Below are 21657 nucleotides of genomic sequence, written 5' to 3' on the forward strand. Positions count from 1 at the left end.
CTTAAGACTTAGCGGTGTGAAGCTGCTTTCTTTGCCTACTTTCTTTGCAGCCGCAAAGAAAGTAGGTGCCGCCCCGCACAGGGGCAACGCTAATAAACCAATAAGAAAACAAGGAAAGGCCAAAAAAACAAAAAAAACAAAAGAACAAAAAGCAACAACAAAAACCACCCCGCCCGCAGGGCCCAAACACCTGAGATAGCCCGCAATCCCCCTTCTTTTCGGCCCATCGCGGCGCAGCCAAATCAACAACAATCACCCTAACCCATACTCTGGCCAGCACAGCACACCCCATGGCATCCACGACCGCACCCCAGCAAGCCGCGCCCGCCTCGCCGGGCCCCTTGAAGCGCATTATCCTGATCGTCCTCATTGCGGTGATCGCCGCCGCCGCGGCCGGCGCGGGCGTGTGGTTCTTCATGTCCAAGCGCGCGCCAACCGCGGCCTCCGCCGCCGCTTCCTCGGCCGAGGCCGCGCCGGCCGCCGCCACGGTGCCGCTCTTCTTCCCGCTCGAATCGATGACCGTCAACCTGCAATCGGACGACGGTCAGCAACACTTCCTGCGCATCGGCCTCACCCTCAAGCTCGGCGATGCCACCACCCAGCAAACACTCACCGATCACATGCCGGAAGTGCGCAGCCGCATCCTGCTAGCGCTGTCGAACAAGCACCCCGACGAGCTCGCGCCGCTCGAGGGCAAGCGCGCGCTCGCCGAAGAGCTGAAAACGCTGATCGCGCTGCCGCCCGACAAGGGTGCCGCGCCGCTGCGCGTGCAGGACGTGCTGTTCACCGAGTTCGTCGTGCAGTGACGTGAGCTTGTCTAGCGCTGCCATCATCAACCGCCACGGGACGCACAAGGAATAAGGAATGGGCCACGAAGAGTTCATGTCCCAGGAGGAGGTCGATGCCCTCCTGAAGGGCGTCACCGGCGAATCCGACGCTGAATCCGAGCAGAACGACCGTACCGGCGTGCGCCCGTACAACATCGCGACGCAGGAACGGATCGTCCGTGGCCGGATGCCGGGCCTCGAAATCATCAACGATCGCTTCGCGCGCCTGTTGCGCGTCGGCATTTTCAACTTCATGCGGCGCTCGGCGGAAATCTCCGTCGGCCCGGTGAAGGTGCAGAAGTACAGCGAATTCACCCGCAACCTGCCGATCCCGACCAATCTGAACCTGGTCCACGTGAAGCCGCTGCGCGGCACGTCGCTGTTCGTGTTCGACCCGAATCTGGTGTTCTTCGTGGTCGACAACCTGTTCGGCGGCGACGGCCGGTTCCATACCCGCGTCGAAGGGCGCGATTTCACGCAGACCGAGCAGCGGATCATCATGAAGCTGCTCAATCTGACGTTCGAGCACTACTCGACGTCATGGAAAAGCGTGCGTCCGCTGACGTTCGAATACGTGCGCTCGGAGATGCACACGCAGTTCGCCAACGTCGCGACGCCGAACGAAATCGTCATCGTCACGCAGTTCTCGATCGAGTTCGGCTCGACCGGCGGCACGCTGCATATCTGCATGCCGTATTCGATGATCGAGCCGATCCGCGACGTGCTGTCGTCGCCGATCCAGGGCGAGGCGATGGACGTCGACCGCCGCTGGGTGCGCGTGCTGTCGCAACAGGTGCAGGCGGCCGAAGTGCAACTGAGCGCCGACCTCGCGCAGGTGCCGGTCACGTTCGAACAGATCCTGAACATGCGCAAGGGCGATGTTCTGCCGATCAACATCCCGGAGCACATCACGGCGAAAGTCGATGGGGTGCCGGTGATGGAGTGCGGCTACGGAATTTTCAATGGTCAGTACGCGTTGCGCGTCCACAAGATGATCAGCGCAGCCGACACGATGAAGGATAGTGGATATGAGTGAGCTGAACGCAACCCCCGAAGGCACCCTGGCCGCCGACGAACAACTGGCCGCCGGCGCGCCCGGCACCGAGGAAGACGACGCGATGGCCGACTGGGCGAGCGCGCTCGCCGAGCAGAACGACAACCCGGAAGTGAGCCCAACCTCGGCCGGTGTATTCCAGCCGCTGTCGAAGGTCGAACCGAGCTCGACGCGCAACGACATCGACATGATTCTGGACATTCCGGTCCAGATGACGGTCGAACTCGGCCGCACCAAGATCGCGATCCGCAATCTGCTGCAGCTCGCGCAAGGCTCGGTCGTCGAACTCGACGGCCTCGCCGGCGAGCCGATGGACGTGCTGGTCAACGGCTGCCTGATCGCGCAGGGCGAAGTGGTCGTCGTGAACGACAAGTTCGGCATTCGCCTGACCGACATCATCACGCCGTCCGAGCGCATCCGGAAACTCAATCGATGAAGCGCGCCGCCGTTCGCGACGCGCTGGCGGCGTCGCGCGAAGTCCTGCTGCACACCGCGCTGACGCTAGCCGCCAGCGCGGCGCTCTGTGCGCCGCTCGCCGCACGCGCGGCCGACATGAACGCGGTCAACAACGCCGCGAAGTTCGCGTCGGGCGTCGGCGCGGGCAGTGCGGTGCCGGCGCTCGGCGTCGGCGCGGTGCTGCAAACCTTCGTCGGGCTCGCGGTCGTGATCGGCCTCGTGTTCGGCTGCGCGTGGCTCGCGCGGCGCTTCGGCCTGCAGCCGGGCCAGCGCGGCGGGCTCGTCAGGACCGTTGGGGGCGCGTCGCTCGGCGGCAAGGAGCGTGTCGCGGTGGTCGAGATCGGCGATACGTGGCTCGTGCTCGGCGCGGCGCCCGGCAACGTGCGTCTGCTTCATACGATGCCGGCGGGTTCCGCCGCGGCCGCCGCAGTCGGCGGTTCGCAGGCGCCGCTTGCCGGCACTTTTGGTCAACGCTTTCGCGACGCGCTGAAGGGCGAAGTGGGCAAACGTTTCAACACGCGCGGCGGGGAGCGGTAATGCAGGTCAGTTTCATGCAGTCGGATTTTTCGGATTCCCAGCCCGCACGTGCGATGCCTGTTGAACCGCGGATATGTGGTGACATACGTGCTGAGATACGCAGTGAAATAGGTGGTGAAACCCGCGGCGAGACCCGCGGCACCGCCACGGCCTCGATGTTCGTCACGCTGCTGCGCCGCATCGCGCCGTTGCTCCCGCTAGCGCTGCCGGCCCTGCTGTTCGCGCTGCCGGCCACGTCGTTCGCGCAAAGCGCCGGGTTGCCGGCCTTCACGTCGAGCCCCGGCCCGAATGGCGGCACGACCTACTCGCTGAGCGTGCAGACGATGCTGCTGCTCACGATGCTGTCGTTCCTGCCCGCGATGGTGCTGATGATGACGAGCTTCACGCGCATCGTGATCGTGCTGTCGCTGCTGCGCCAGGCGCTCGGCACGACCACCACGCCGCCGAATCAGGTGCTGGTCGGACTCGCGCTGTTCCTCACGCTGTTCGTGATGTCGCCGGTGCTCGACAAAGCGTATAACGATGGCTACAAGCCCTTCTCCGAAGGCACGCTGCCGATGGATCAGGCGCTCGCACGCGGCGTCGCGCCGTTCAAGACCTTCATGCTGCGTCAGACCCGCGAAAGCGATCTCGCGCTGTTCGCGCGCATCTCGCACGCGGCGCCGATGCAGGGCCCGGAAGACGTGCCGCTGTCGCTGCTCGTGCCCGCATTCGTGACGAGCGAGCTGAAGACCGGCTTCACGATCGGCTTCACGATCTTCATCCCGTTTCTGATCATCGACATGGTGGTCGCGAGCGTGCTGATGTCGATGGGGATGATGATGGTGTCGCCCGCGACGATCTCGCTGCCGTTCAAGCTGATGCTGTTCGTGCTGGTCGACGGCTGGCAGTTGCTGCTCGGCTCGCTCGCGCAGAGCTTCGTGTGAGCGGCGCCGTGTTCGTGTTCGATTACTGGTCCTTCAGGCATTCACGATGACACCCGAAGCAGTCATGACGCTGGCCCACGAGGCCATGTACATCGGTCTGATGCTGGCCGCCCCGCTGCTGCTCGTCGCACTCGTGGTCGGTCTGCTGGTGAGCCTGTTCCAGGCGGCCACGCAGATCAACGAAACCACGCTGTCGTTCATCCCCAAGCTGCTTGCGATCGCCGCGACGATGGTGATCGCCGGGCCGTGGATGCTGACGACGATGCTCGACTATCTGCGTCACACGTTAAGCGCGATTCCGACGCTCGTGAACTGAGCGCGCCAACGCGCTCGCCCTCGCTGACCTGCCCATGTTCTCGGTCACCTACGCGCAACTGAATGTCTGGCTGACCGCCTTCCTGTGGCCGTTCGCGCGCATCGCCGCGCTGATCGCTACCGCACCCGTATTCGGCAACGTGTCGCTGCCCGTTCGCGTGAAGGTCGGCATTGCAGCGTTCACGACGATCATCGTCGCGCCGACCATCGGTGCGCTGCCGCCGGTCACCGTGTTTTCCGCGGACGGTGTATGGATTCTCGTCAACCAGTTCCTCATCGGCATCGGGCTGGGCGTGACGATGCAGATGGTGTTCCAGGCGATCGACGCGACCGGCGAATTCATCGGCCTGGGCATGGGTCTAGGCTTTGCGACCTTCTTCGATGCGCAGGCCACCGGCTCGGGCGAGGTGATCTCGCGTTATATGACGACGATCGCGACGCTCGCGTTTCTCGCGCTCGACGGTCATCTGCAGATGATCGCCGCGCTCGTGACGACCTTCCAGTCGGTGCCGGTATCGGCGAACCTGCTGGCGCCGCACGGCTGGCAGACGCTCGCCAACTGGGGGGGCTCGATCTTCTCGGCGGGGCTGCTGCTGGCGCTGCCGGTGGTCGTCGCACTGCTGATCGCGAACCTGGGGCTCGGCATCCTCAACCGCGCGGCGCCGCAGATCGGCGTGTTTCAGATCGGCTTTCCGCTGACGATGCTGGTCGGCCTGCTGCTGGTGCAACTGATGCTGCCGAACATGATCCCGTTCTTCGCGCGGCTGTTCGATAGCGGCATCGATGAAATGGGGCGGGTCGCGGCGGGATTCAGGTAACGCGGTGGCCGCAATGCCGGAACAAACTGGAACCGCGGGCGGCGCCGGCCGTGCGGGCCGCGTAGATACAGGCGAAAAAAAACCGGCTCGCGCCGGTTTTGTACTTTCCGCCGCGAGCGGCGGAATTTCAGGCGACGATCGAGCGCCGCATCAGTTGTTGATGTACTGGAACAACGACATGTTCTGAATCTGCACGAACGCCTGCTGCGAAGCCTGCAGCGCCGCCTGCGTAAGCGTGTACTTGCTGATCGCCGAGACCATGTCCGTTGAAGTCAGGTCCTCCAGATTGCTTTGCGTTTGCAGCGAGTTGGTCGACGTGACCGTTTGCACCGCTGTCACTTCCTGCTCGCGGCCGCCCACCGATGCCTGGACCGCCGTCACGTTGTTCAGCGTGTTGCCGAGCTGCGACAGACCCGTGTTCATCGCGTTTTGCAGCGTCGCCGCCGCGGCCGGGTTCCCGTCTACCGGCTGCTGGAGCGCGGTAATCATCGCATTCAGGTTCGCGAACACGTTGGTGCCCGCCTGATTGGCCGGCTGTACGGTGAAGCTGTCGTTGGCCGCCGGCGTGCCGCTGATCGCGACGGTCTGGCCACCCAACGTAATGTCCGAGCCGTCAGTGTAGGCCTGCGGCGTGCCGGTCACGCCCGTCGTCGTATCGGTGATCGTATAGGCCAGCGACGAGCCGCTGCCGCTGAACTGAATCTGATACGCGTCCGCGTTAGCCGCGTTGGTGGGATCGTTGACCGTCACCGGCCCGATCACTCCGGTGCCGGTGTTGCCCGAGTTGCCGTTCGCGATCGGCTCCGCGTTGGACGCGCCGACGCTCATGAACACCGACATCCCGCTGTCGCCGATCGCGACCTGGTTGCTGTCGGTGATCTGCACGGTGCGCGAACCGGCATCACCGGAATAGACGACGTTGCCGCCCGCATCGACCGTGAATGCCTGGGTCGAGTTCTGGAATCCGGCGAACAGCGCGTTGCCGGAGCCGTCTGTCGAGTTCGCGTACGTCATCAACTGGTCGCGCAACGTGGTCAGCTGCGCGGCGATCGCCGCGCGGTTGGTGTCGTTCAACGTGCCGCTGCCGACGCTCAGGCCCAGCGTGTTGATGCTTTGCAGCGTCGAGGTCACGCTGCCGAGCGTCGAGTCTTCCGCCTGCAGCGACGACAGCGCCGAATTCTGGTTCGTCGTGTACTGCGACAACGCGGTCGCCGTCGAGCTGAGCTGCACCGCCTGTGCCGCGCCGAGCGGATTGTCCGCGGCCGTGCTCAGGCTCGAGCCGCTCGAAATTTCCTGATAGATCTGCGACAACTGAGCCTGCTGGTTGCTCATTGTCTCGACGTTCATGCTGAAGTACTGCGCGCTGGAAATACGCATGGTTCGACGCCCTACGAGAAGATGCCAAGCAATGTCTGGAACAGGCTCTGCGCGGTCTGGATCACCTTGCTGTTGGCCTGATAGAGCTGCTGGTACTGGAGCAGATTGGCTGCTTCCTCATTGATGTTGACGCCCGACACCGACTGCTGCGCAGTCGTGATCTGCGTGACGAGCGCGCTTTTCCCGGCCGCGGCGGTCTGAACCTGCACGGTCTGGTTGCCGATGTTGTTGACGTAGTTCGCGTACGCGCCCGTCAGCGTCGAGGTGCCGCCCGACATCACCGTCGCGGTGGTCAGGTTCGACAGCAACTGCGCGTTGCGACCGTCGTTGCTCGCGCCGGTGTTGGGCCCGATCGAGAACGTATCGCCGCTCGACGGCGCGCCGCTGATCGTCACCGTCACGTCGTTCATGTTCTCGAAGGTGGTCGGCTGCGTGGGGTCGGCCGGGCTCGTGATCGTCAAGGTCGCGCCCGAGCCAGGCGAGTACGGTACCGCGTCGGTCAACGCGTTGATCGTGTACGACGTCGGCGGAGTGCCCGCCACCGTCACCACCGAATTCGGCGGGAAACCGGTGAGTCCGGTCCCGGCGGTATAGGTGATCGTCGACGCGGCGCTCGGCGCGGTGTAGCCGGCCGACACGGTGCCCTGAGTAATCGTCGCGTTGCCGATGTTCGACGAGGATGCCGACGCGAGCACTGGTGCCGCGGCGGCGATCGCCGAGCCCGACGTGGTGGTCAGCGCGAAGTTGTCCAGCGCGCCGCGCGTCGGCTCGATCGAAAACGAGTCGCCGGCGTTCATCGTGCCGGTGGCCGAGAACTGCAGGCCGTCGATCGGCTGGCTCAGGTTCGACGCCGAACCGACGATGCTGCCGGTCTGGTTGTCGGTCAGCGTGTACGCGCTGCCGTCGTACGACAGCGTGTAGTCGCTCGTGTTCGGCTGGGTCGGATCGGCGAACGACACGCCGAGCGTCGCGTTGCCGGTATTCTGCGAGTTCGCGTACACGGTCGGCGAGCCGACCGTGAACAGCGCGCCGCCCGCGTCGCCGTTCAGTGTGATGCCTAGCTGGTTCTGCGCATTCACCTGCGCGGCGAAACTCGTCGCGATGGCGCCGAGTTGCGCCTCGGCCGGATCGAGCGTCTGCGAGCGGAATTGCAGCAGCCCGCCGAGCGTGCCGCCGGAGACGTCGGTGTCGGACAGCGTCTGCGGGGTCTGTCCGGCGTTGTTGCCGGCCTGGCCGAGATACTGGACCGACAGTTCGCTCGGATCGCTCGACGACGTCGCGGTGCCGAGATTAAAGCTGTTGCCGGACAGCACGAGCGGCTGGCCGTTCGACATGAACACGCTGTAGCTGCCGTTGTTCTGCACGACCGACACGCCGATCATCTGCGACAGGTTGGACACCGCCTGGTCGCGCTGGTCGAGCAACTGGTTCGGCGGCTGGCCCTGGCTGCTCGCCTGCGTGATCTGGGTGTTCAGCGACGCGATCTGTGCGGTGTAGCTGTTGATCTGCGTGACCGCATCGCTCAGCTGCGTATTGACGCTCGCGCGCATCGAGTCGTATTGCTGGCCCGCCGCGTTGATCTGGGTCGCGAGTGTCTGCGCGTCGCTGATCGCCGTCTGCCGCGCCGGGACGCTCGACGCGCTATTGGCCACGCCCTGCAAGCCGGTGAAAAAGCCGGTGATCGCGGTGGCGATTCCCGAGGTCGGGCTGCCGACCAGATTGTTCAGCTCGGCGATCAGCGTGCTGTACGTGGTGAGCGCGCTGCTGTCCGACTGCGCGCCGTTGAGCTGGGTCGCCAGATACTGGCTGTACTGACGCTGCACGGTATCCGTCGAGACGCCCATCGGCAGATAGCCGGAGCCGGTATAGCTGCCGCTCGCCTCCGAAAACACCGGCGTTTCGATCGAATAGCCGGGGGTCGACGCGTTGCTGATGTTTTCGCCAGTCGTCGTCAAGCCCCATTGCGCGGCGTTGAGTCCGCTAAGGCCGATAGTCAAGAGATTGCTGGACATGCGTCATCCTGAGGGGCGGCACCGCAGACTTGCCGCCGCGTTACTGGAACATCCTGTTTAACGGCCCGTGGTGCGAAAAATTGAGGGCCGTCCCGCCAGGTTCGCGGCTGCCCGCGACCGCGTGTGCAACGTTTGCTGGCTAAACGCGTGACGGTCGCTGGCGGGCCGCCGCGCGCCGGGGCGTCGCCTAACGCGCGAGCTGGCGGCGCTTCATTTCGAGCTGGGTGATCACCCGCTGCAGCGTGTTTTCAGCGTTGCCCGGCAGCGCGAGGAATCGGAAGCCGATCTGATAGCGCTGCGTGCCGTTCGGCAGCGCGATCGAACGATGCGACACGAGTTGCAGATCGAGCGGCAGACGCCCGAACGAGCCGAGCGCGAGCTGGCAGTCCATCAGACGCGTGCCCATCGGCAGTTCGGCGACGCGCTCATCGGTCGTATGCATGCCGAGGCCGCCCAGCGACAGGTCGTGCACTTCAAAGCGGAACGCGTCGCCTTCGGGAAGGCGCCCGCTGCACAGGAACGGCTCGAGAATCGGCGTGGGGACGCGGAAGTATTCGCGGCGCTGCACGTAGAACAGCACATCGGGGAAGTCGGCCTCGAAGGCCGGCAATCCCTCGAAGCGGGTCTCGCGCGGCGTGACGGTCGAGAAATCGACGCGCACGCCATCCGGCGACGCGTGGAACTGGCAGCGCGGCGCGGCCAGCAAAACCTTGTTCTGTTCGGGTAGCGCGCCCCAGTCGAAAGTGAAGGTGCGCTCGCGCACGTCGACATCCAGCAGACGCGTGACAAGTTGTCCTCCCGCATATTCGACGGTCAGAAAGTCGCCGCGATTGACGAGATTGCGCAACTGCACGCCGATCTCCAGCGTATTGCGACGGCCGAAGTCGGGGGCGCTTTCGTGGTCCGGGACGTGCGACTGGCCGCGTGTGTCGGGGTGGCCGTTCGACTGGTTCATATCCATGAGCTTGCCGGTATGCATGTTCTTGCGGGCACGGGTCCGGCTTTGCCGGGACTTGCACAGTCTTCCGCAAAGCCGTGGCACGCGCGTTCGACCGAAAAAATGACAGATGTTTTCCGGTATCGTGTCTAACTCGTTAGCGGCACGATCCGCCCAAAATTTAGGGTTTTCTGTTAAATATTTGCGACACATTGGCCGCAAACGTTAAAACAGAAATTTTGGTCAGCCCATTTTCTGCATGATCGACAGCAGCTTTTTCGCGTAATGCGGGTCGGTCGCATAGCCGGCGCGCTGCATCCCGTTGGCGAAGCCACTGACGTCACGCGACGAATGGATGACCTGCGCATAGCGCGGATTGTTCTTCAGCATGCTCGTGTAGTCGGCCATTGCCTCTTCATACGAGTCGTACGCGCGGAATTTCTCGACGCAGCGGTGCGGCGTGCCGTTCACGTATTCGGTCGTGACCGTCGATACCGTCTTGCCGGTCCAGTCTTTGCCCGCCTTGATGCCGAACACGTTGTGGCTGGTCGAGCCGTTGGCCTTCTTGATTTCGCTCTTGCCCCAGCCGGATTCGAGAGCGGCCTGGCCGATGATGAAGCGCGCCGGAATGCCGGTCGCGGCGCTCGCGGCCTGGGCCGGCGCGGCCAGCTTGTCGACGAACGCATCGATCTTCGGCGAGCTGCCGTCGCCGCGCAGCGGTGGCGTGAATGCGCTGTTGGCCGAATAGGGGCGCCCGAGCGCGAGCTGGCCATTGGCCTGCGCGTTGCCGTACGCGCGCGCGAGTGCGTTGAGCGCCGCGCTCTGCCCTTCGTCGCCGCCACCGCCCGCGCCGAACGCGTTCGCCATGCCGGCAACACCACCGGCGCCGTTCGCGCCGCCGCCGACCTGCATGCCCTGGTTGCGCATCAACTGCTTGAGCATCGCGTCGGCCACGCCGATGCCCTTCTTCGACAACTGCTGCGACAACTGCTGATCCATCATCGACGTGAACGTCGCGCTGTCGTGCGAATCGAACGGCCCGTCCTGCGGCGTCGCATCGCGCATGCTCTTCAGCATCATCTGCGTGAAGACGGCGTCGAACTGCTGCGCGGCCATCTTCATGCCGGCTTGCGGGGAGGTCTTCGCTTGCGCGCTCAACGCGCCGAAGCCTTGTACGTCGAGCGCGAAGCGATCGGTCAGATCGTTCGCGAGGTTGGCGGTCGTGGTCGGGTTTGAATTCATCTGGCGTGTTCCTTAGATGATTTCCAGGTCGGCGCGCAACGCGCCCGCCGCCTTCATGGCTTGCAGGATCGACATCAGATCCGCGGGCGTGGCGCCCAGCGCGTTGAGCGCCTTCACCACGTCCGCGAGATTCGCGCCGGCGTTCACCATCTTCAGCGCGCCGTTGTCCTGCTTCATCTGGATCTGCGACTGCTGCGCGACCACGGTGCGGCCGTTCGAGAACGCGCCCGGCTGGCTCACCACCGGCTGCGTGTTGATCACGACCGACAGGTTCCCGTGCGCGACCGCGCAGTTCTGCAACGTGACCATCTGGTTCATCACGATCGAGCCGGTGCGCGCGTTGAGGATCACCTTCGCGGCGGCCTGCGCGGGCCGCACGTCGAGGTTCTGCAACTGCGCCATGAACTGCACCTGCTGGGCCGGATCGGCCGGCGCGCGCAGCTGGATCGTGCGGCCATCGAGCGCGGTCGCGGTGCCGCTGCCGAACGCGTTGTCGATCGCAGCGACGACACGCTGCGCGGTGTCGTAGTCCATGTCGTTCAGATCGAGCTGCATCGTGCCCGCCTGCGACACGGTGGTCTGTACCGTGCGTTCGATGATCGCGCCGCCCGTAATGCGGCCCGCGGCCAGCTGGTTGACCTGCACCCGGCTGCCGTTCGCGCTCGCGCCCGCTCCACCGACCGCGACGTTGCCCTGGCCCAACGCGTACACCTGGCCATCGGCGCCCTTGAGCGGCGTGAGCAGCAGCGTGCCGCCGCGCAGGCTCTTCGCGTTGCCGAGCGACGACACGGTGACGTCGATCTGTTCGCCGGTGCGCGCGAACGGCGGCAGCACCGCCGTCACCATCACTGCGGCGACGTTCTTCAACTGGATGTTCGACAGCGACGACTGCTGGTTGCTCGAGCCCGCCGCCTGGTTGTTGATCGAGATGCCGAGGTTCGCCAGCATGTTGGCGAGCGTCTGCGTGGTGAACGGCGTCTGCGTGGTCTGGTCGCCGGTGCCGTCGAGGCCGACCACGAGGCCGTAGCCGATCAGCGGGTTGTCGCGCACACCCTGGATCTGCGCGAGGTCTTTCAGGCGCTCCGCATGCGCGGGCGCGGCGGGCGCCAGCGCGGCGCACGCGAGCGCGACCGACGACGCGAACGCGACGAGCGAGCGGCGCACGCCGGCGAGCGGATTGAAAACGTTAGCCATCGTCACCACGGCGCCACGTTGAGGAAGAACCGCTGCAGCCAGCCCATGGTCTGCGCCTCGTCGATGTAGCCCTTCGCGGAGTACTCGATTTTTGCGTCCGCCACCTGGGTCGAATAGACGGCGTTCAGGCTCGAAATGGTGTTCGGATTGACGACGCCGGAAAAGCGCACGAACTCGTTGCCCTGATTGATCAGCATCTGCTTCTGGCCGCTCACCACCAGGTTGCCGTTCGCCTCGACGGCCGTCACCGTCACGGTGATCGTGCCGTTGAACGTATTCGACGCATTCGCTCCGCCGGTGCCGGAAAACACGTTCGAGCCGGTCGCATTCAGATTGGTCTTGGCGAACAGGCCCCCGAGAAAGCCCGCGGTCGGCACGTCGAAGTTGGTGGTGCCGTTGCGCCCCGCAGCGGCGCCCGACGACTTGGTCGCGTTGATGTTTTCGGCAATCACGATCGTGATGATGTCGCCGACATTGCGCGGGCGCTGGTCTTCGAACAGCGGCCGGCCCGCGTAGCCCGGGTTGTAGATCGAGCCCGGCGCCTGCGCCTGCGGCGGAATCGGCGGCAGCGCGGACATCGGCTGCTGCGTGATCGGCTCCTTGGGCACGAGTGCGCAACCGCCGAGCGCCGCGACGACCAGGAGCTGCACGAGCAGCTCGCCGGTGCGCGAGTGAACCGGCTTGCGAGTGGAGTGCGACATCATCAATTACCGCCTTTCGTTCCGGTCCTCAAACCTGCATCTGGCTCAAGGTCTGCAGCATCTGGTCGGAGGTCGTCACGGCCTTGCTGTTGATTTCGTACGCGCGCTGGGTCTGGATCATGTTGACCAGTTCCTGCACGACGTTCACGTTCGATGCTTCCACGTAGCCCTGATTCAGCGAGCCCGCGCCGTTCAGCCCTGGTTGCGATACGTTCGGCGCGCCCGACGACGAGGTCTCCGCGAACAGGTTCTCGCCTTTCGCATCGAGCCCGGCCGGATTGATGAAGGTCGCGATCTGCATCGAGCCGAGTTGCTGGCTGTTGGTCGAACCGGCGACGGTGATCGACACGACGCCGTCGCTGCCGATCGTCAGCGAGGTCGCATTGGTCGGAATCGTGATGGCCGGGATCACCTGGTAGCCGCTCGAGGTGACCAGCTGGCCCTGCGCGTTGGTCTGGAACGAGCCGTCACGGGTGTAGGCGGTCGTGCCGTCGGGCATTTGCACCTGGAAGAAGCCGGCGCCGTTGATTGCGACGTCCTTCGAATTGCCGGTCTGTTGCAGGTTGCCCTGGGTGTACAGGCGCTCGGTCGCGACCTGTTGCACGCCGGTGCCGAGCTGGATGCCGGACGGCAATTCGGTCTGCTGCGTCGAGTTCGCGCCTGGCTGGCGGATCGTCTGGTACAGCAGATCCTCGAACACCGCGCGCGAGCCTTTGAAGCCGTTGGTGCTGACGTTCGCGAGGTTATTCGAGATCACGTCCATCTGCGACTGTTGCGCGTTCATGCCGGTAGCGGCGATGTAGAGCGATCGATTCATAATTTTCTCCTTTGTCGGCCGCAGTTAGCGCTTTAGCGCTTACTGCGGCCCCATGCAAAGCTGTCGGCCGCAGTTAGCGCTTTAGCGCTCACCGCAGCCCCATGCAATCCATCAACTGAAGCTGAGTATCTGATTCGCGGACTGATCGTTCTTGTCGGCGTTTTCCAGCATTTGCGTCTGCATCTGGAACTGCCGCGCGTTGGTGATCATCGAGACCATCGCGCTGACCGGATTCACGTTGCTGCCCTCCAGCGACGCCGGGGCGAGCGTGACGCTCGGATCGGCGTCGGCGGGGTTGCCGTCGGCGGTGCGAAACAGACCGTCATCGCCACGCGTGAGCGTCTGCGGATCGGGGTTCACGAGCTTCAACTGATCGACGGTCACGACGGCGGTCGGCGGATCGCCCGGCGTCAGCGCCGACACCGTGCCGTCCTTGCCTATCGTGATTTGCGCGCCGGGCGGCACCGACACCGGTCCGCCGTTGCCGAGCACCACCTGGTTGGTGGCGTTCACGAGCTGGCCGTTTTCGTCGACGTGCAGATTGCCCGCGCGCGTGTACGCCTCGTTGCCATCGGCGGTCTGCACCGCCAGCCAGCCCGGGCCCTGAATCGCGACATCGAGCGGGTTGCCGGTTTGCTGAATCGGCCCCGGCGTGTAGTCCGCCCCAGCCGTCGACGACAGCACGAACGTGCGGGTCGTGTCGTCGTTGATCGAACTGCCGTCGCCGAACCCGAGCGGCACGGCGCGGAACGTTTCGAGCTGCGCGCGAAAGCCGGTGGTCGACGCGTTGGCGAGATTGTTCGCGACGATCGCCTGCTGCTCGAGCGCCTGGGCACTGCCCGACATCGCGGTGTAAATCAGCCGATCCATGAGGAGGCCCCGTTCGCTTACAGGTTGATCAGCGTCTGGTCGACGGTCTGTTGAGTCTTGATCGTCTGCGCGTTCGCCTGATAGTTGCGCTGCGCGGTGATCAGATTGACCAGCTCGCTCGTCAGATCGACGTTCGAGTTTTCGACCGCGCCGCCTTGCAGCACGCCGTGGTTGGTCGAACCGGGCGCCGAGATCTGCGCGACGCCCGATGCGGCGGACTGAGCGTATTCGTTGTTGCCCAGGTCGACGAGGCCGTTCTGGTTGGCGAAGTTCGCGAGCACGATCTGGCCGAGCGCCGCGGTCTGGCCGTTCGAGTAGTTGCCGGTCAGCGTGCCGTCCGCGCCGACCGTGAAGCCGGTCAGTTGGCCCGCCGCGTAGCCGTCGGTCGACAGGCTGTTCACGCCGTCCTTGCCGCCGTACTGCGTGGTGGCGGCCAGGTTGAGCGTGAGGTTCTGCGGCGTCGACGAACCGTCGCTGGTCGGGATCGACAGCGCGAACTGGCCGACCGTCGTGGTGGCGGTGAACGTCGGCGGTGTCGCGAGCGGAAGATCGGCCTGGCTGGTGCTGACCAGATTGCCCGACGAGTCGAAGTTCGCCTGGCCAACCAGCGTCGCGGTGCCCGTCGACACGCCCGCATAGACGTTCCACGTGCCGGCTGCCGTCTTGGCGAAATACATGTTGACCGTCTGCGAGCCGCCGAGCGAATCGTAAGCCGTCGTGCTCGTCGAGTAGTTATAGGTTGTCGAGCTGTTCTGGTTGAACGCGGTCGGATTCGGCGTGACGGTGTACTGATCGCCGCTCGCCGGCGCGCCGCTGAACGTAATGCTTTCGCCGTTACCGAGCGTGATCGAGCTGCCCGCGGTGAAGGTTTGCGCAGCCGAGGTCGTGTTGAGCGTATTGTCTGTGACCGTGTACTGGGTCGGGCTCGTGAAGTCGATCGTGAAGCTGTCGGTATTGGTACCCGCGGCGGCGTTCGTGATGGATGCGCCGGTCGTGTTCAGTGTACCGGTGCTCACGACGGGCGTCACGGTGGGCGCGCCGAGCATCAGCGCGTCCTGCGCATTCAGGTTCAGGCCGGCGGTGATCGTCGTGGTCTCCGAAGGCGCGATGTTGGCGGTGGGCACCTTGAGCGGCACGGTCTGCGCGGTGTTGATGACGCCCGAGCTGTTGGCGCCATAGCCCATCAGTTGCAGCCCTTGCGCGTTCGTGATGAAGCCGTTCTTGTCGAGCTGGAACACGCCGTTGCGCGAGTAGGTCAGCGTGCCGTTGTTCGACATCTGATAGAAGCCATTGCCGTTGATCGCGACGTTCAGCGCTTCATTGGTCGTCGTGATCGTGCCTTGCGAGAACTGCTGCTGCACTTCCGAAAGCTGCGTGCCGATGCCGATCTGCTGGTTCACCGCGGTCGCGACCGAATTCGCGTACAGGTCGGCGAACTCGGCGGTGCCGCTCTTGAAGCCGACGGTGTTGGCGTTGGCGATGTTATTGCCAATGACGTCGAGGTCGCTCGATGACGCCGACAGACCGCTCAAACCTTGTTGGTAACCCATGAGGTGCTCCGTATCTGCAAAGTCGTAACTGAATTGATCGGACCGATCTGGCTTAGAGGATCGCGGCGACGCCGGTCAGGCCGACCGTCGAACCGTTCGACAGCACCAGACCCGCCGCGCCGCTCGACTGCGTGACCACGCTTTCGACCGTCGCGCCGGTGAGCGTGGTGGCCGTCGCCGGCTGGCCGTTGATCGTGCCGGTCGCGCTGATCGTGTAGGTGCCGTCGGGAAGCGTGTTGCCGGACGAATCGGTCGGCGTCCAGCCCACTGGAATCGTGCCGGCCGACTGCTTGCCGAGATCGATCGTGTTGACGATCGTGCCCGCCGAGTTCTTCACGACGACCTACAGATCGCTCACGTCGTTCGCGAGCGTGACGCCGAACGCGCTCGACTGGCCGCTCGCCACCGAGATGGAGCTGCCCGGCGCGAGCACGGTCGAGCCGATCAGCAGCGCGGCCTGCGACTGCTGGCCGGCCGTCAGCTGCGCGGACAGCGAGCTGAGCGACGTGTTGAGCTGGCTGATGCCTTGCACCGTGCTGATCTGCGCGAGCTGCGAGGTCATCTGCGAGCTGTCCATCGGATTGGTCGGATCCTGGTTCTTCAACTGCGCGACCAGCAGTTGCAGGAACGTGTTCTGCAGATCGGCGGCTGATGTGCCGGCCGTGCTGCTCGTCGAACCGGTCGCGCTCGATGCGCTGCTGGTCCCGTTCATCGTGTCCAGCAGCGTCTGCGACACGGTCGCGCCGTTGCTGCCGATCGTGGTGTTGGTGGTCAAGGCGTTCTCCTCAGGTTCCGATCGTGAGCGTTTTCAGCATCAGGGCTTTCGCGGTGTTCAGCGTTTCGACGTTGGCCTGATACGAGCGCGAAGCCGAGATCATGTTGACCATTTCCTGTACCGGGTCGACGTTGGGCAGTGTCACGTAGCCGTCGGCGTCGGCGGCCGGGTTGCCGGGTTCGTAAGCGGTCTTCATCGGCGACGGATCGTCGATCACGCCGGTGACCTGCACGCCGCCGACCTGCTGGCCGGAGCCCGAGCGCGCGCCGCCGAGCGGATCGACCGCGAACACGACCTGCTTGGCCTTGTACGGCTGGCCGTCCGGGCCGGTCGTGCTGTCCGCGTTGGCGAGGTTCGACGCCGTCACGTTCAGCCGCTGCGACTGCGCCGACATCGCGGAGCCCGCGACACCAAAAATATTCATCAGGGATGGCATGTTTTCCTGACCTCTCCTGCCGGTTCGCACCGGCTTTACGTTAAATCCCGTAGCGTTTCTGTCGTTGTCCGCTGCTGCGTGTGCGTGGTGCGTCTTGAGTGTGGCTCGCGTGCATTGCGTTGCGCGAGCTGCTTCTCTATCCGGGTCACTGCGTGCGCCGTGGGCGCCGTGTACTGTCTGGCGTTCGCGTGCCCGGTTTTATGTGTGTGTGCTTTTGCGCCCGCTCGAGGGTCCGCTCGACTGCTTCGTTAGCTGCCCGACGTGATCGCCGACAGCATCGCCTTGATCTGGTTCGACACGACCGTCATCCCCGATTCGAAGTGCAGCGTGTTGTCGGCGAACTGCACGCGCTCGGTGTCGATATCGACCGTGTTGCCGTCGAGCGCGGGCTGCTGCGGAATCCGGTACTGCAGGCTGCCGTAGTCGTCGGGGCTGCCGCCGCTTGCGGTCAGCGTGCTGTTGCCGCTCATATGGCCGGGCTCGGTCGCCGTCATCGACATGCCGCTCGTCACGCCGGCCGGCTGCGTCATCGCGAGCGTCGAGCCGTTCGACGCGCCTTGGCCCGCGGTGCTGCCGCCAGTCTTCTTCAGCGCCCCGGCCAGCGACGACGCGAAGTCGATGTCGCGTGCCTTGTAACCAGGCGTGTCGGCATTGGCGATATTCGACGACAGCAGTTCCTGCCGGTACGCGCGCACATCCATCGCCTGCCGGCCGAACGCGAATTCGGCATCGAGTTTGTCCAGCATAGAAATCTCCCGAGAAGGTTCCCGTCACCTTTCCATGCGTGCGTCGTGCAATCGGCGCGGCCGGCGGAAAGGCCTTTTTGCATGAGGTGCATCTTATGAGCCAGGTGCAAGCTGCAATCGGACGAATAACCGGGAAAGGCGGCTTCTATTCAACGCTTGCGCGAACAGGGCGCTAACTAGAATGCAAGGCGTACCGATGCATTCGATGGAGACTCGCGATGGACCACCCCACTTCCGCCTTGCCGCAACGTGCGAATTGCACGGCGGGATGCCGCGCGGGCGTGGGATTGGCTGCGGATGTCGCGGGCGTACGTGGGGGCGCTGAACGCGCGGACTTGCGTGCTGGCTATGAAACAGCTGCGGACGTGGAGGCATGCAAGCAGGCGGCAAGCGCGCTGCGCGCGTTGCGGGTTGCGCGGCCTATCGCATCAGCCGTTGCCCCCAGCGCTGCGTCGGGTTCGCCTACCCGTTTTCCTGTGCGCTCGATAACCCGCTTCGTCACGCGCTATGGCACACGCGTGATCGTGAATGTCGCGCTGTGGGTCGCGGGCGGCATCGTGCTGCTGCCGGCGACCACCCAGGCGCAGACCACGGCCGGCGGCCCGATCGTGATCGCGGGCCCGGGCGAAACGAATCCCGCCGCGCTGAACGACCTCGTGCAACAGATCCAGACACCGGCGCAGCGTTCGGCCTCGGCCGCGTCGCTCAACGCGGCGACCGCGCAATCACTCGGCCGCGCGCCGGCCCAACGCGAGAATGATCCGTTCGCGCGCGCCGCCAATGCTCACGGTGCGATCGTCATCCCGGGCGCGGGCGAAACCGCTGCCCCGGCGATGATCCGCACGAATCTGAAACCGGACGCAAACGGCGTCGTGACGATTCCCGCGCCGGCCAGCACCGGAGCGTCGGGCGTCGCGCGCGTCACTGTCGAAGCCGGCGCACGCACTGTCACTCCGGTTGTCGTGACGTCGGCCGCGAATGGTGCAAGCCGCGCCGGCGGCATGGCCGCTCGGCCGGTCGACGCGAACGCGCCGCAAGGCAGCGGCTTCGACAGCCTCGCATCGCGCGGCGAGCCGCCGCAATTCGGCGCGAACGGCAAGCCGATCGCGACCGCGCAGCCGGCAGTCTGGACGAACGCGACGAACGCGACGAATGCGACGAACGCGAGAGCGCTGGCAAGCTCGCGCCAGCCAGCATTCGCCACCGCACAGAAAGCGCCGCCAACCGCGGCGGCCGCCACGCCGGCGCCGCTGCCTGGCCAGCAGGATCCGGAAGCGATCCACGCCGCCGCGCTCGCGTTCTTGCAGCAGCAGGCCGTCGGCCTGCCCGGCAAGGTCGAGATCAGCGTCGCGCCCGCGTTTCCGCGCGGCCTCGCCGCCTGTGCGTCGCTCGAGCCGTTCATGCCGACCGGCGCACGCCTGTGGGGCCGCATGACTGTCGGGGTGCGCTGCGCGGGTGAACGACCATGGACGATCTACCTGCAGGCGCGCGTCAGCCTGCATGCGACCTACTACCTCGCAGCCCGCGCGATGGCGCCCGGTGAAGTGCTCGGCGCCGCCGATCTGGTCGCGCGCGATGGCGACCTCACCGGGCTGCCGCAAGCGATCGTCACCGACCCGTCGCAGGCGATCGGCTCGGTGTCGCTCGTGCGAATCGCGGGCGGCATGCCGCTGCGGCGCGACATGCTGAAGAGCGCGTCGGCGGTGGCGATCGGCCAGACGGTGCGGGTCGTCGCGGCGGGCGACGGTTTCTCGATTTCGGCCGAGGGCAGCGCGATGAACAACGCGTCGCCGGGTCAGCAGGTGCGGGTGAAGACGGCGAATGGCCAGGTCATCTCCGGCATCGTCAAGGACGGTGGCACCGTCGAGATCCAGATGTGAACGGGTGTGCGGCGGTGAAGCGCGCGGGCGAGGCGGTCGTCGCAGCCGGCGCAGAGGCGGGACCGGCGGTGCTCGGCACGGATGCCGCGCCAGCAGCCTTGAAGGGGTCGGAGTGCCCGGCATTGCCGTGCCGACAGTGGAGCGATTGCGCTAAAGTTTTGATCAGCGGTTGCCGTTATCAGGATCAAATCGTTCAGGAAGCCAATCGTGAAAGTCGATTCCACCACCTCTTCCAGCCTGTCGCCGTTGAAAGACGGCTTGTCCCGTTCGCAGCAGAGCGACGCCGCGCCGGCAGCCGGCGCCACGCAGGGCGCGAGCACATCCGCGCCGGCCCCGAGCAGCAGTTCGGGCGACGCGAGCGTGAACCTGTCGGGCCTGTCGCAGCATCTGCGCAGCCTTGCGGCATCGGGCTCGGCCGATATCGATACGGCGCACGTCGAATCGATCAAGCAGGCCATCAAGGACGGCACGCTGCAGATGGACTCCGGCAAGATCGCCGACGGCGTGCTGCAGACGGCGCGCGAGCTGTTGCAGAACAAAACCTCGTCGACCGGCAACTGAGCGGCACCTCGCAGTGCCGCGATGTGCCGGGCGGCATCCGACCAACCCGGCTCGCACGTTCCGCGCGAGCCAGTGCGCGTAGCGAGTTGCTGACATGAAAGACGCCCTGGTTGCGACCCTGATCGAAGAGTATTCGGCCGTCGAGGCGTTCGCCTCGGTCCTGACGCTCGAAACCAAAGCACTGACCGCGGTGTCGCCGCTGGAGCAGCTGCCCGCCATCGTCGAAAAGAAAACCGAGCTGATTGGCGTGCTCGCGAGGCTCGAGGCCGCGCGCGATGCGCAACTGGCCGAGCTCGGCTTCCCGGCCGGCTGGTCCGGCATGGAACTCGCGGCAAGCGCCGACCCGCGCATCGAGACGCAGTGGAAGCTGCTGCAAAAAGCCGCCGACCGCGCGCGGCGCGTCAACACCAACAACGGCGAACTGATCCGCGTGCGAATGGACTACAACCAGCGCGCGCTGACGGCACTGCAAGTCAACGTGCCGCGCAAGCCCAGCCTGTATGGGCCCGATGGGCGCGTTCCGGCACATTCCGGACTTTGAACGGCCGGGCTGACCATCAGCCCGCTACGCTGCTCACATCCCCGATGTCATCGCATGACAATGCCCGCCAGCACTGGCGGGCATCCGCCATTTGCGCGCGCAAGCTCCGTTCTTCCTTCTCCCCCGGCCACGCAACCTTAGCCGTCTGGCTAGCTGGCGCACGGCGCCGCGACACGTTGAAATGACCATCCCGCTCGAGTCTCGCCAGCGCTCCCACTTCGACGGCGGCAACGCGGGCCTGCCGTCCACGCACGTGTGGTTGAAGCCGGCGCGACGGCGCAGAGTGAAACGGCGGGTGAACTATCGGTAAAAAGGTGGCCGGCTCGCCGCCGGCAAGACTTCAGCTGGTTTCGGCATTGGCCCAGGCCATTTCCCGCAGCCGCGCGCGCAGCCGCGTCACTGCCTGGCTGTGCAGCTGGCATACGCGCGATTCGCTGACTTCCATCACCGCGCCGATTTCGCGCAGGTTCATGCCGCGCTCGTAGTACAGCGACATCAGCAGCTTCTCGCGCTCCGGCAAACGGTCGATCGCTTCGATGAGCGCCGAGCGGAGGCTGTCGTCGAGCAGCGCTGAGAGCGGGTCCGAATGGTCGACGCAGTAGCGGTCCAGAAACGGTTCGTCGTCGGCGGAGCGGTCGAAGTCTTCGTAATAGATCAGCTGGCTGCCATGCAGGTCCTGCAGCATCGACTGGTATTCGTCGAGCGGCATCTGCAAATGCTCGGCGACCTCGGTCTCGCTCGCCGAGCGGCCGAGGCTCTGCTCGACCTTGTGCACCGCTGTTTCCACTTCGCGCGACGTGCGCCGCAAACTGCGCGGCAACCAGTCGTTGCTGCGCAGCTCGTCGAGCATCGCGCCGCGAATGCGCTGGCTGGCATAGGTCTCGAACTGCGCGCCCTGGTCTTCCTTGTAGCGGCCGGCGGCATCCAGCAAACCGATCATGCCGGCCTGGATCAGATCGTCGAGATCGACGCTCGCCGGCATTTTCGCGACAAGCTGCAAGCCGAGCCGACGCACGAGCGGTGCGTACTTCGTCAGAACTTCGGCCTGAGAGATCTTTCCCTGAGCGTTATACATCGTGCTCCCC

22 protein-coding genes and 2 pseudogenes are annotated in these 21657 nt (G+C 65.2%); 11 read left to right on the forward strand and 13 right to left on the reverse strand.

The genetic code is table 11. The annotated features are described in order from the left end of the window. The 8 genes and pseudogenes from VGH68_RS05150 to fliR all read left to right on the forward strand — a co-directional run. A pseudogene (locus tag VGH68_RS05150) lies at positions 1 to 199 on the forward strand (hypothetical protein); the annotation flags it as partial. A gap of 91 nt (positions 200 to 290) precedes the next feature. Further along, complete coding sequence (fliL, locus tag VGH68_RS05155) at positions 291 to 806, forward strand: flagellar basal body-associated protein FliL (protein WP_331602439.1); 516 nt, start codon at positions 291 to 293, stop codon at positions 804 to 806. 58 nt (positions 807 to 864) lie between these two features. Further along, positions 865 to 1863, forward strand: coding sequence for a flagellar motor switch protein FliM (gene fliM, locus VGH68_RS05160; protein ID WP_331602440.1), 999 nt, complete (start codon positions 865 to 867; stop codon positions 1861 to 1863). Next, the gene (gene fliN, locus VGH68_RS05165) at positions 1856 to 2317 is read left to right on the forward strand and encodes a flagellar motor switch protein FliN (RefSeq protein ID WP_331602442.1); all 462 of its coding nucleotides are present in this window, start codon (positions 1856 to 1858) and stop codon (positions 2315 to 2317) included. The genes fliM and fliN overlap by 8 nt, the downstream gene beginning before the upstream one ends. Further along, the gene (fliO, locus tag VGH68_RS05170) at positions 2314 to 2874 is read left to right on the forward strand and encodes a flagellar biosynthetic protein FliO (RefSeq protein ID WP_331602443.1); all 561 of its coding nucleotides are present in this window, start codon (positions 2314 to 2316) and stop codon (positions 2872 to 2874) included. The genes fliN and fliO overlap by 4 nt, the downstream gene beginning before the upstream one ends. Positions 2875 to 3029: 155 nt before the next feature. Continuing rightward, a complete protein-coding gene (gene fliP, locus VGH68_RS05175) occupies positions 3030 to 3800 on the forward strand; it encodes a flagellar type III secretion system pore protein FliP (RefSeq protein WP_331602444.1) in 771 nt (256 codons plus the stop codon). A 46-nt stretch (positions 3801 to 3846) separates the two neighbouring features. Beyond that, complete coding sequence (gene fliQ, locus VGH68_RS05180) at positions 3847 to 4116, forward strand: flagellar biosynthesis protein FliQ (protein ID WP_331602445.1); 270 nt, start codon at positions 3847 to 3849, stop codon at positions 4114 to 4116. Between the two features lie 34 nt (positions 4117 to 4150). Beyond that, the gene (gene fliR / locus VGH68_RS05185) at positions 4151 to 4933 is read left to right on the forward strand and encodes a flagellar biosynthetic protein FliR (protein WP_331602446.1); all 783 of its coding nucleotides are present in this window, start codon (positions 4151 to 4153) and stop codon (positions 4931 to 4933) included. A 150-nt stretch (positions 4934 to 5083) separates the two neighbouring features. Here the strand turns inward: fliR and flgL are convergent, their stop codons facing one another. From flgL to VGH68_RS05245, 12 genes and pseudogenes are all read right to left on the reverse strand, one after another. Beyond that, on the reverse strand, positions 5084 to 6310 hold the full coding sequence (gene flgL, locus VGH68_RS05190) for a flagellar hook-associated protein FlgL (RefSeq protein ID WP_331602447.1): 1227 nt from the start codon (positions 6308 to 6310) through the stop codon (positions 5084 to 5086). Between the two features lie 11 nt (positions 6311 to 6321). Continuing rightward, entirely contained in the window at positions 6322 to 8322 is a 2001-nt protein-coding gene (gene flgK / locus VGH68_RS05195) for a flagellar hook-associated protein FlgK (RefSeq protein ID WP_331602449.1), read from the reverse strand. 187 nt (positions 8323 to 8509) lie between these two features. After that, on the reverse strand, positions 8510 to 9277 hold the full coding sequence (locus tag VGH68_RS05200; protein ID WP_414696899.1) for a flagellar brake protein: 768 nt from the start codon (positions 9275 to 9277) through the stop codon (positions 8510 to 8512). Between the two features lie 225 nt (positions 9278 to 9502). Next, positions 9503 to 10501 (reverse strand): flagellar assembly peptidoglycan hydrolase FlgJ, encoded by a 999-nt coding sequence (gene flgJ / locus VGH68_RS05205; protein ID WP_331602451.1) that lies wholly within the window; start codon positions 10499 to 10501, stop codon positions 9503 to 9505. 12 nt (positions 10502 to 10513) lie between these two features. Then, complete coding sequence (locus VGH68_RS05210) at positions 10514 to 11695, reverse strand: flagellar basal body P-ring protein FlgI (RefSeq protein ID WP_414696897.1); 1182 nt, start codon at positions 11693 to 11695, stop codon at positions 10514 to 10516. Positions 11696 to 11697: 2 nt separating this feature from the next. Beyond that, the gene (flgH, locus tag VGH68_RS05215; protein ID WP_331602453.1) at positions 11698 to 12396 is read right to left on the reverse strand and encodes a flagellar basal body L-ring protein FlgH; all 699 of its coding nucleotides are present in this window, start codon (positions 12394 to 12396) and stop codon (positions 11698 to 11700) included. A 28-nt stretch (positions 12397 to 12424) separates the two neighbouring features. Continuing rightward, a complete protein-coding gene (gene flgG, locus VGH68_RS05220; protein WP_331602454.1) occupies positions 12425 to 13213 on the reverse strand; it encodes a flagellar basal-body rod protein FlgG in 789 nt (262 codons plus the stop codon). A 111-nt stretch (positions 13214 to 13324) separates the two neighbouring features. Further along, the gene (flgF, locus tag VGH68_RS05225; RefSeq protein ID WP_331602455.1) at positions 13325 to 14083 is read right to left on the reverse strand and encodes a flagellar basal-body rod protein FlgF; all 759 of its coding nucleotides are present in this window, start codon (positions 14081 to 14083) and stop codon (positions 13325 to 13327) included. Between the two features lie 17 nt (positions 14084 to 14100). Next, on the reverse strand, positions 14101 to 15633 hold the full coding sequence (locus tag VGH68_RS05230) for a flagellar hook-basal body complex protein (RefSeq protein ID WP_331602456.1): 1533 nt from the start codon (positions 15631 to 15633) through the stop codon (positions 14101 to 14103). Between the two features lie 52 nt (positions 15634 to 15685). Continuing rightward, positions 15686 to 16408: pseudogene (locus VGH68_RS05235) on the reverse strand (flagellar hook assembly protein FlgD). A gap of 10 nt (positions 16409 to 16418) precedes the next feature. Next, positions 16419 to 16844: a flagellar basal body rod protein FlgC gene (gene flgC / locus VGH68_RS05240; protein ID WP_331602457.1), complete on the reverse strand. Its 426-nt coding sequence runs from the start codon at positions 16842 to 16844 to the stop codon at positions 16419 to 16421. Positions 16845 to 17092: 248 nt separating this feature from the next. After that, positions 17093 to 17590: a flagellar basal body rod protein FlgB gene (locus VGH68_RS05245; RefSeq protein WP_331602459.1), complete on the reverse strand. Its 498-nt coding sequence runs from the start codon at positions 17588 to 17590 to the stop codon at positions 17093 to 17095. 218 nt (positions 17591 to 17808) lie between these two features. Between VGH68_RS05245 and flgA the strand changes: the two genes are divergently transcribed. The 3 genes from flgA to VGH68_RS05260 all read left to right on the forward strand — a co-directional run bounded on the left by flgA (position 17809) and on the right by VGH68_RS05260 (position 20572). After that, positions 17809 to 19470: a flagellar basal body P-ring formation chaperone FlgA gene (gene flgA, locus VGH68_RS05250; RefSeq protein ID WP_414696898.1), complete on the forward strand. Its 1662-nt coding sequence runs from the start codon at positions 17809 to 17811 to the stop codon at positions 19468 to 19470. Positions 19471 to 19677: 207 nt separating this feature from the next. Next, a complete protein-coding gene (gene flgM / locus VGH68_RS05255) occupies positions 19678 to 20031 on the forward strand; it encodes a flagellar biosynthesis anti-sigma factor FlgM (RefSeq protein ID WP_331602461.1) in 354 nt (117 codons plus the stop codon). A gap of 94 nt (positions 20032 to 20125) precedes the next feature. Beyond that, positions 20126 to 20572: a flagellar protein FlgN gene (locus tag VGH68_RS05260; protein WP_331602462.1), complete on the forward strand. Its 447-nt coding sequence runs from the start codon at positions 20126 to 20128 to the stop codon at positions 20570 to 20572. Positions 20573 to 20912: 340 nt separating this feature from the next. Here the strand turns inward: VGH68_RS05260 and VGH68_RS05265 are convergent, their stop codons facing one another. Continuing rightward, a complete protein-coding gene (locus tag VGH68_RS05265) occupies positions 20913 to 21647 on the reverse strand; it encodes an RNA polymerase sigma factor FliA (RefSeq protein ID WP_331602463.1) in 735 nt (244 codons plus the stop codon). Between the last annotated feature and the right edge of the window lie 10 nt (positions 21648 to 21657).

This window comes from Paraburkholderia sp. (assembly GCF_036488505.1).
In the GTDB taxonomy this organism is placed as follows: domain Bacteria; phylum Pseudomonadota; class Gammaproteobacteria; order Burkholderiales; family Burkholderiaceae; genus Paraburkholderia.

Excerpts from the sequence above, each read along its gene's own strand:
- flgA (WP_414696898.1), top strand. The coding sequence starts at position 17,809 with ATGGACCACCCCACTTCCGCCTTGCCGCAACGTGCGAATTGCACGGCG.
- flgK (WP_331602449.1), bottom strand. The coding sequence starts at position 8,322 with ATGTCCAGCAATCTCTTGACTATCGGCCTTAGCGGACTCAACGCCGCG.
- fliM (WP_331602440.1), top strand. The coding sequence starts at position 865 with ATGGGCCACGAAGAGTTCATGTCCCAGGAGGAGGTCGATGCCCTCCTG.
- fliN (WP_331602442.1), top strand. The coding sequence starts at position 1,856 with ATGAGTGAGCTGAACGCAACCCCCGAAGGCACCCTGGCCGCCGACGAA.
- fliP (WP_331602444.1), top strand. The coding sequence starts at position 3,030 with ATGTTCGTCACGCTGCTGCGCCGCATCGCGCCGTTGCTCCCGCTAGCG.
- VGH68_RS05230 (WP_331602456.1), bottom strand. The coding sequence starts at position 15,633 with ATGGGTTACCAACAAGGTTTGAGCGGTCTGTCGGCGTCATCGAGCGAC.
- VGH68_RS05260 (WP_331602462.1), top strand. The coding sequence starts at position 20,126 with ATGAAAGACGCCCTGGTTGCGACCCTGATCGAAGAGTATTCGGCCGTC.
- VGH68_RS05200 (WP_414696899.1), bottom strand. The coding sequence starts at position 9,277 with ATGAACCAGTCGAACGGCCACCCCGACACACGCGGCCAGTCGCACGTC.
- flgL (WP_331602447.1), bottom strand. The coding sequence starts at position 6,310 with ATGCGTATTTCCAGCGCGCAGTACTTCAGCATGAACGTCGAGACAATG.
- flgJ (WP_331602451.1), bottom strand. The coding sequence starts at position 10,501 with ATGAATTCAAACCCGACCACGACCGCCAACCTCGCGAACGATCTGACC.
- flgC (WP_331602457.1), bottom strand. The coding sequence starts at position 16,844 with ATGCCATCCCTGATGAATATTTTTGGTGTCGCGGGCTCCGCGATGTCG.
- flgG (WP_331602454.1), bottom strand. The coding sequence starts at position 13,213 with ATGAATCGATCGCTCTACATCGCCGCTACCGGCATGAACGCGCAACAG.
- VGH68_RS05265 (WP_331602463.1), bottom strand. The coding sequence starts at position 21,647 with ATGTATAACGCTCAGGGAAAGATCTCTCAGGCCGAAGTTCTGACGAAG.
- flgF (WP_331602455.1), bottom strand. The coding sequence starts at position 14,083 with ATGGATCGGCTGATTTACACCGCGATGTCGGGCAGTGCCCAGGCGCTC.
- fliO (WP_331602443.1), top strand. The coding sequence starts at position 2,314 with ATGAAGCGCGCCGCCGTTCGCGACGCGCTGGCGGCGTCGCGCGAAGTC.
- VGH68_RS05210 (WP_414696897.1), bottom strand. The coding sequence starts at position 11,695 with ATGGCTAACGTTTTCAATCCGCTCGCCGGCGTGCGCCGCTCGCTCGTC.
- fliQ (WP_331602445.1), top strand. The coding sequence starts at position 3,847 with ATGACACCCGAAGCAGTCATGACGCTGGCCCACGAGGCCATGTACATC.
- fliR (WP_331602446.1), top strand. The coding sequence starts at position 4,151 with ATGTTCTCGGTCACCTACGCGCAACTGAATGTCTGGCTGACCGCCTTC.
- VGH68_RS05245 (WP_331602459.1), bottom strand. The coding sequence starts at position 17,590 with ATGCTGGACAAACTCGATGCCGAATTCGCGTTCGGCCGGCAGGCGATG.
- flgH (WP_331602453.1), bottom strand. The coding sequence starts at position 12,396 with ATGTCGCACTCCACTCGCAAGCCGGTTCACTCGCGCACCGGCGAGCTG.
- fliL (WP_331602439.1), top strand. The coding sequence starts at position 291 with ATGGCATCCACGACCGCACCCCAGCAAGCCGCGCCCGCCTCGCCGGGC.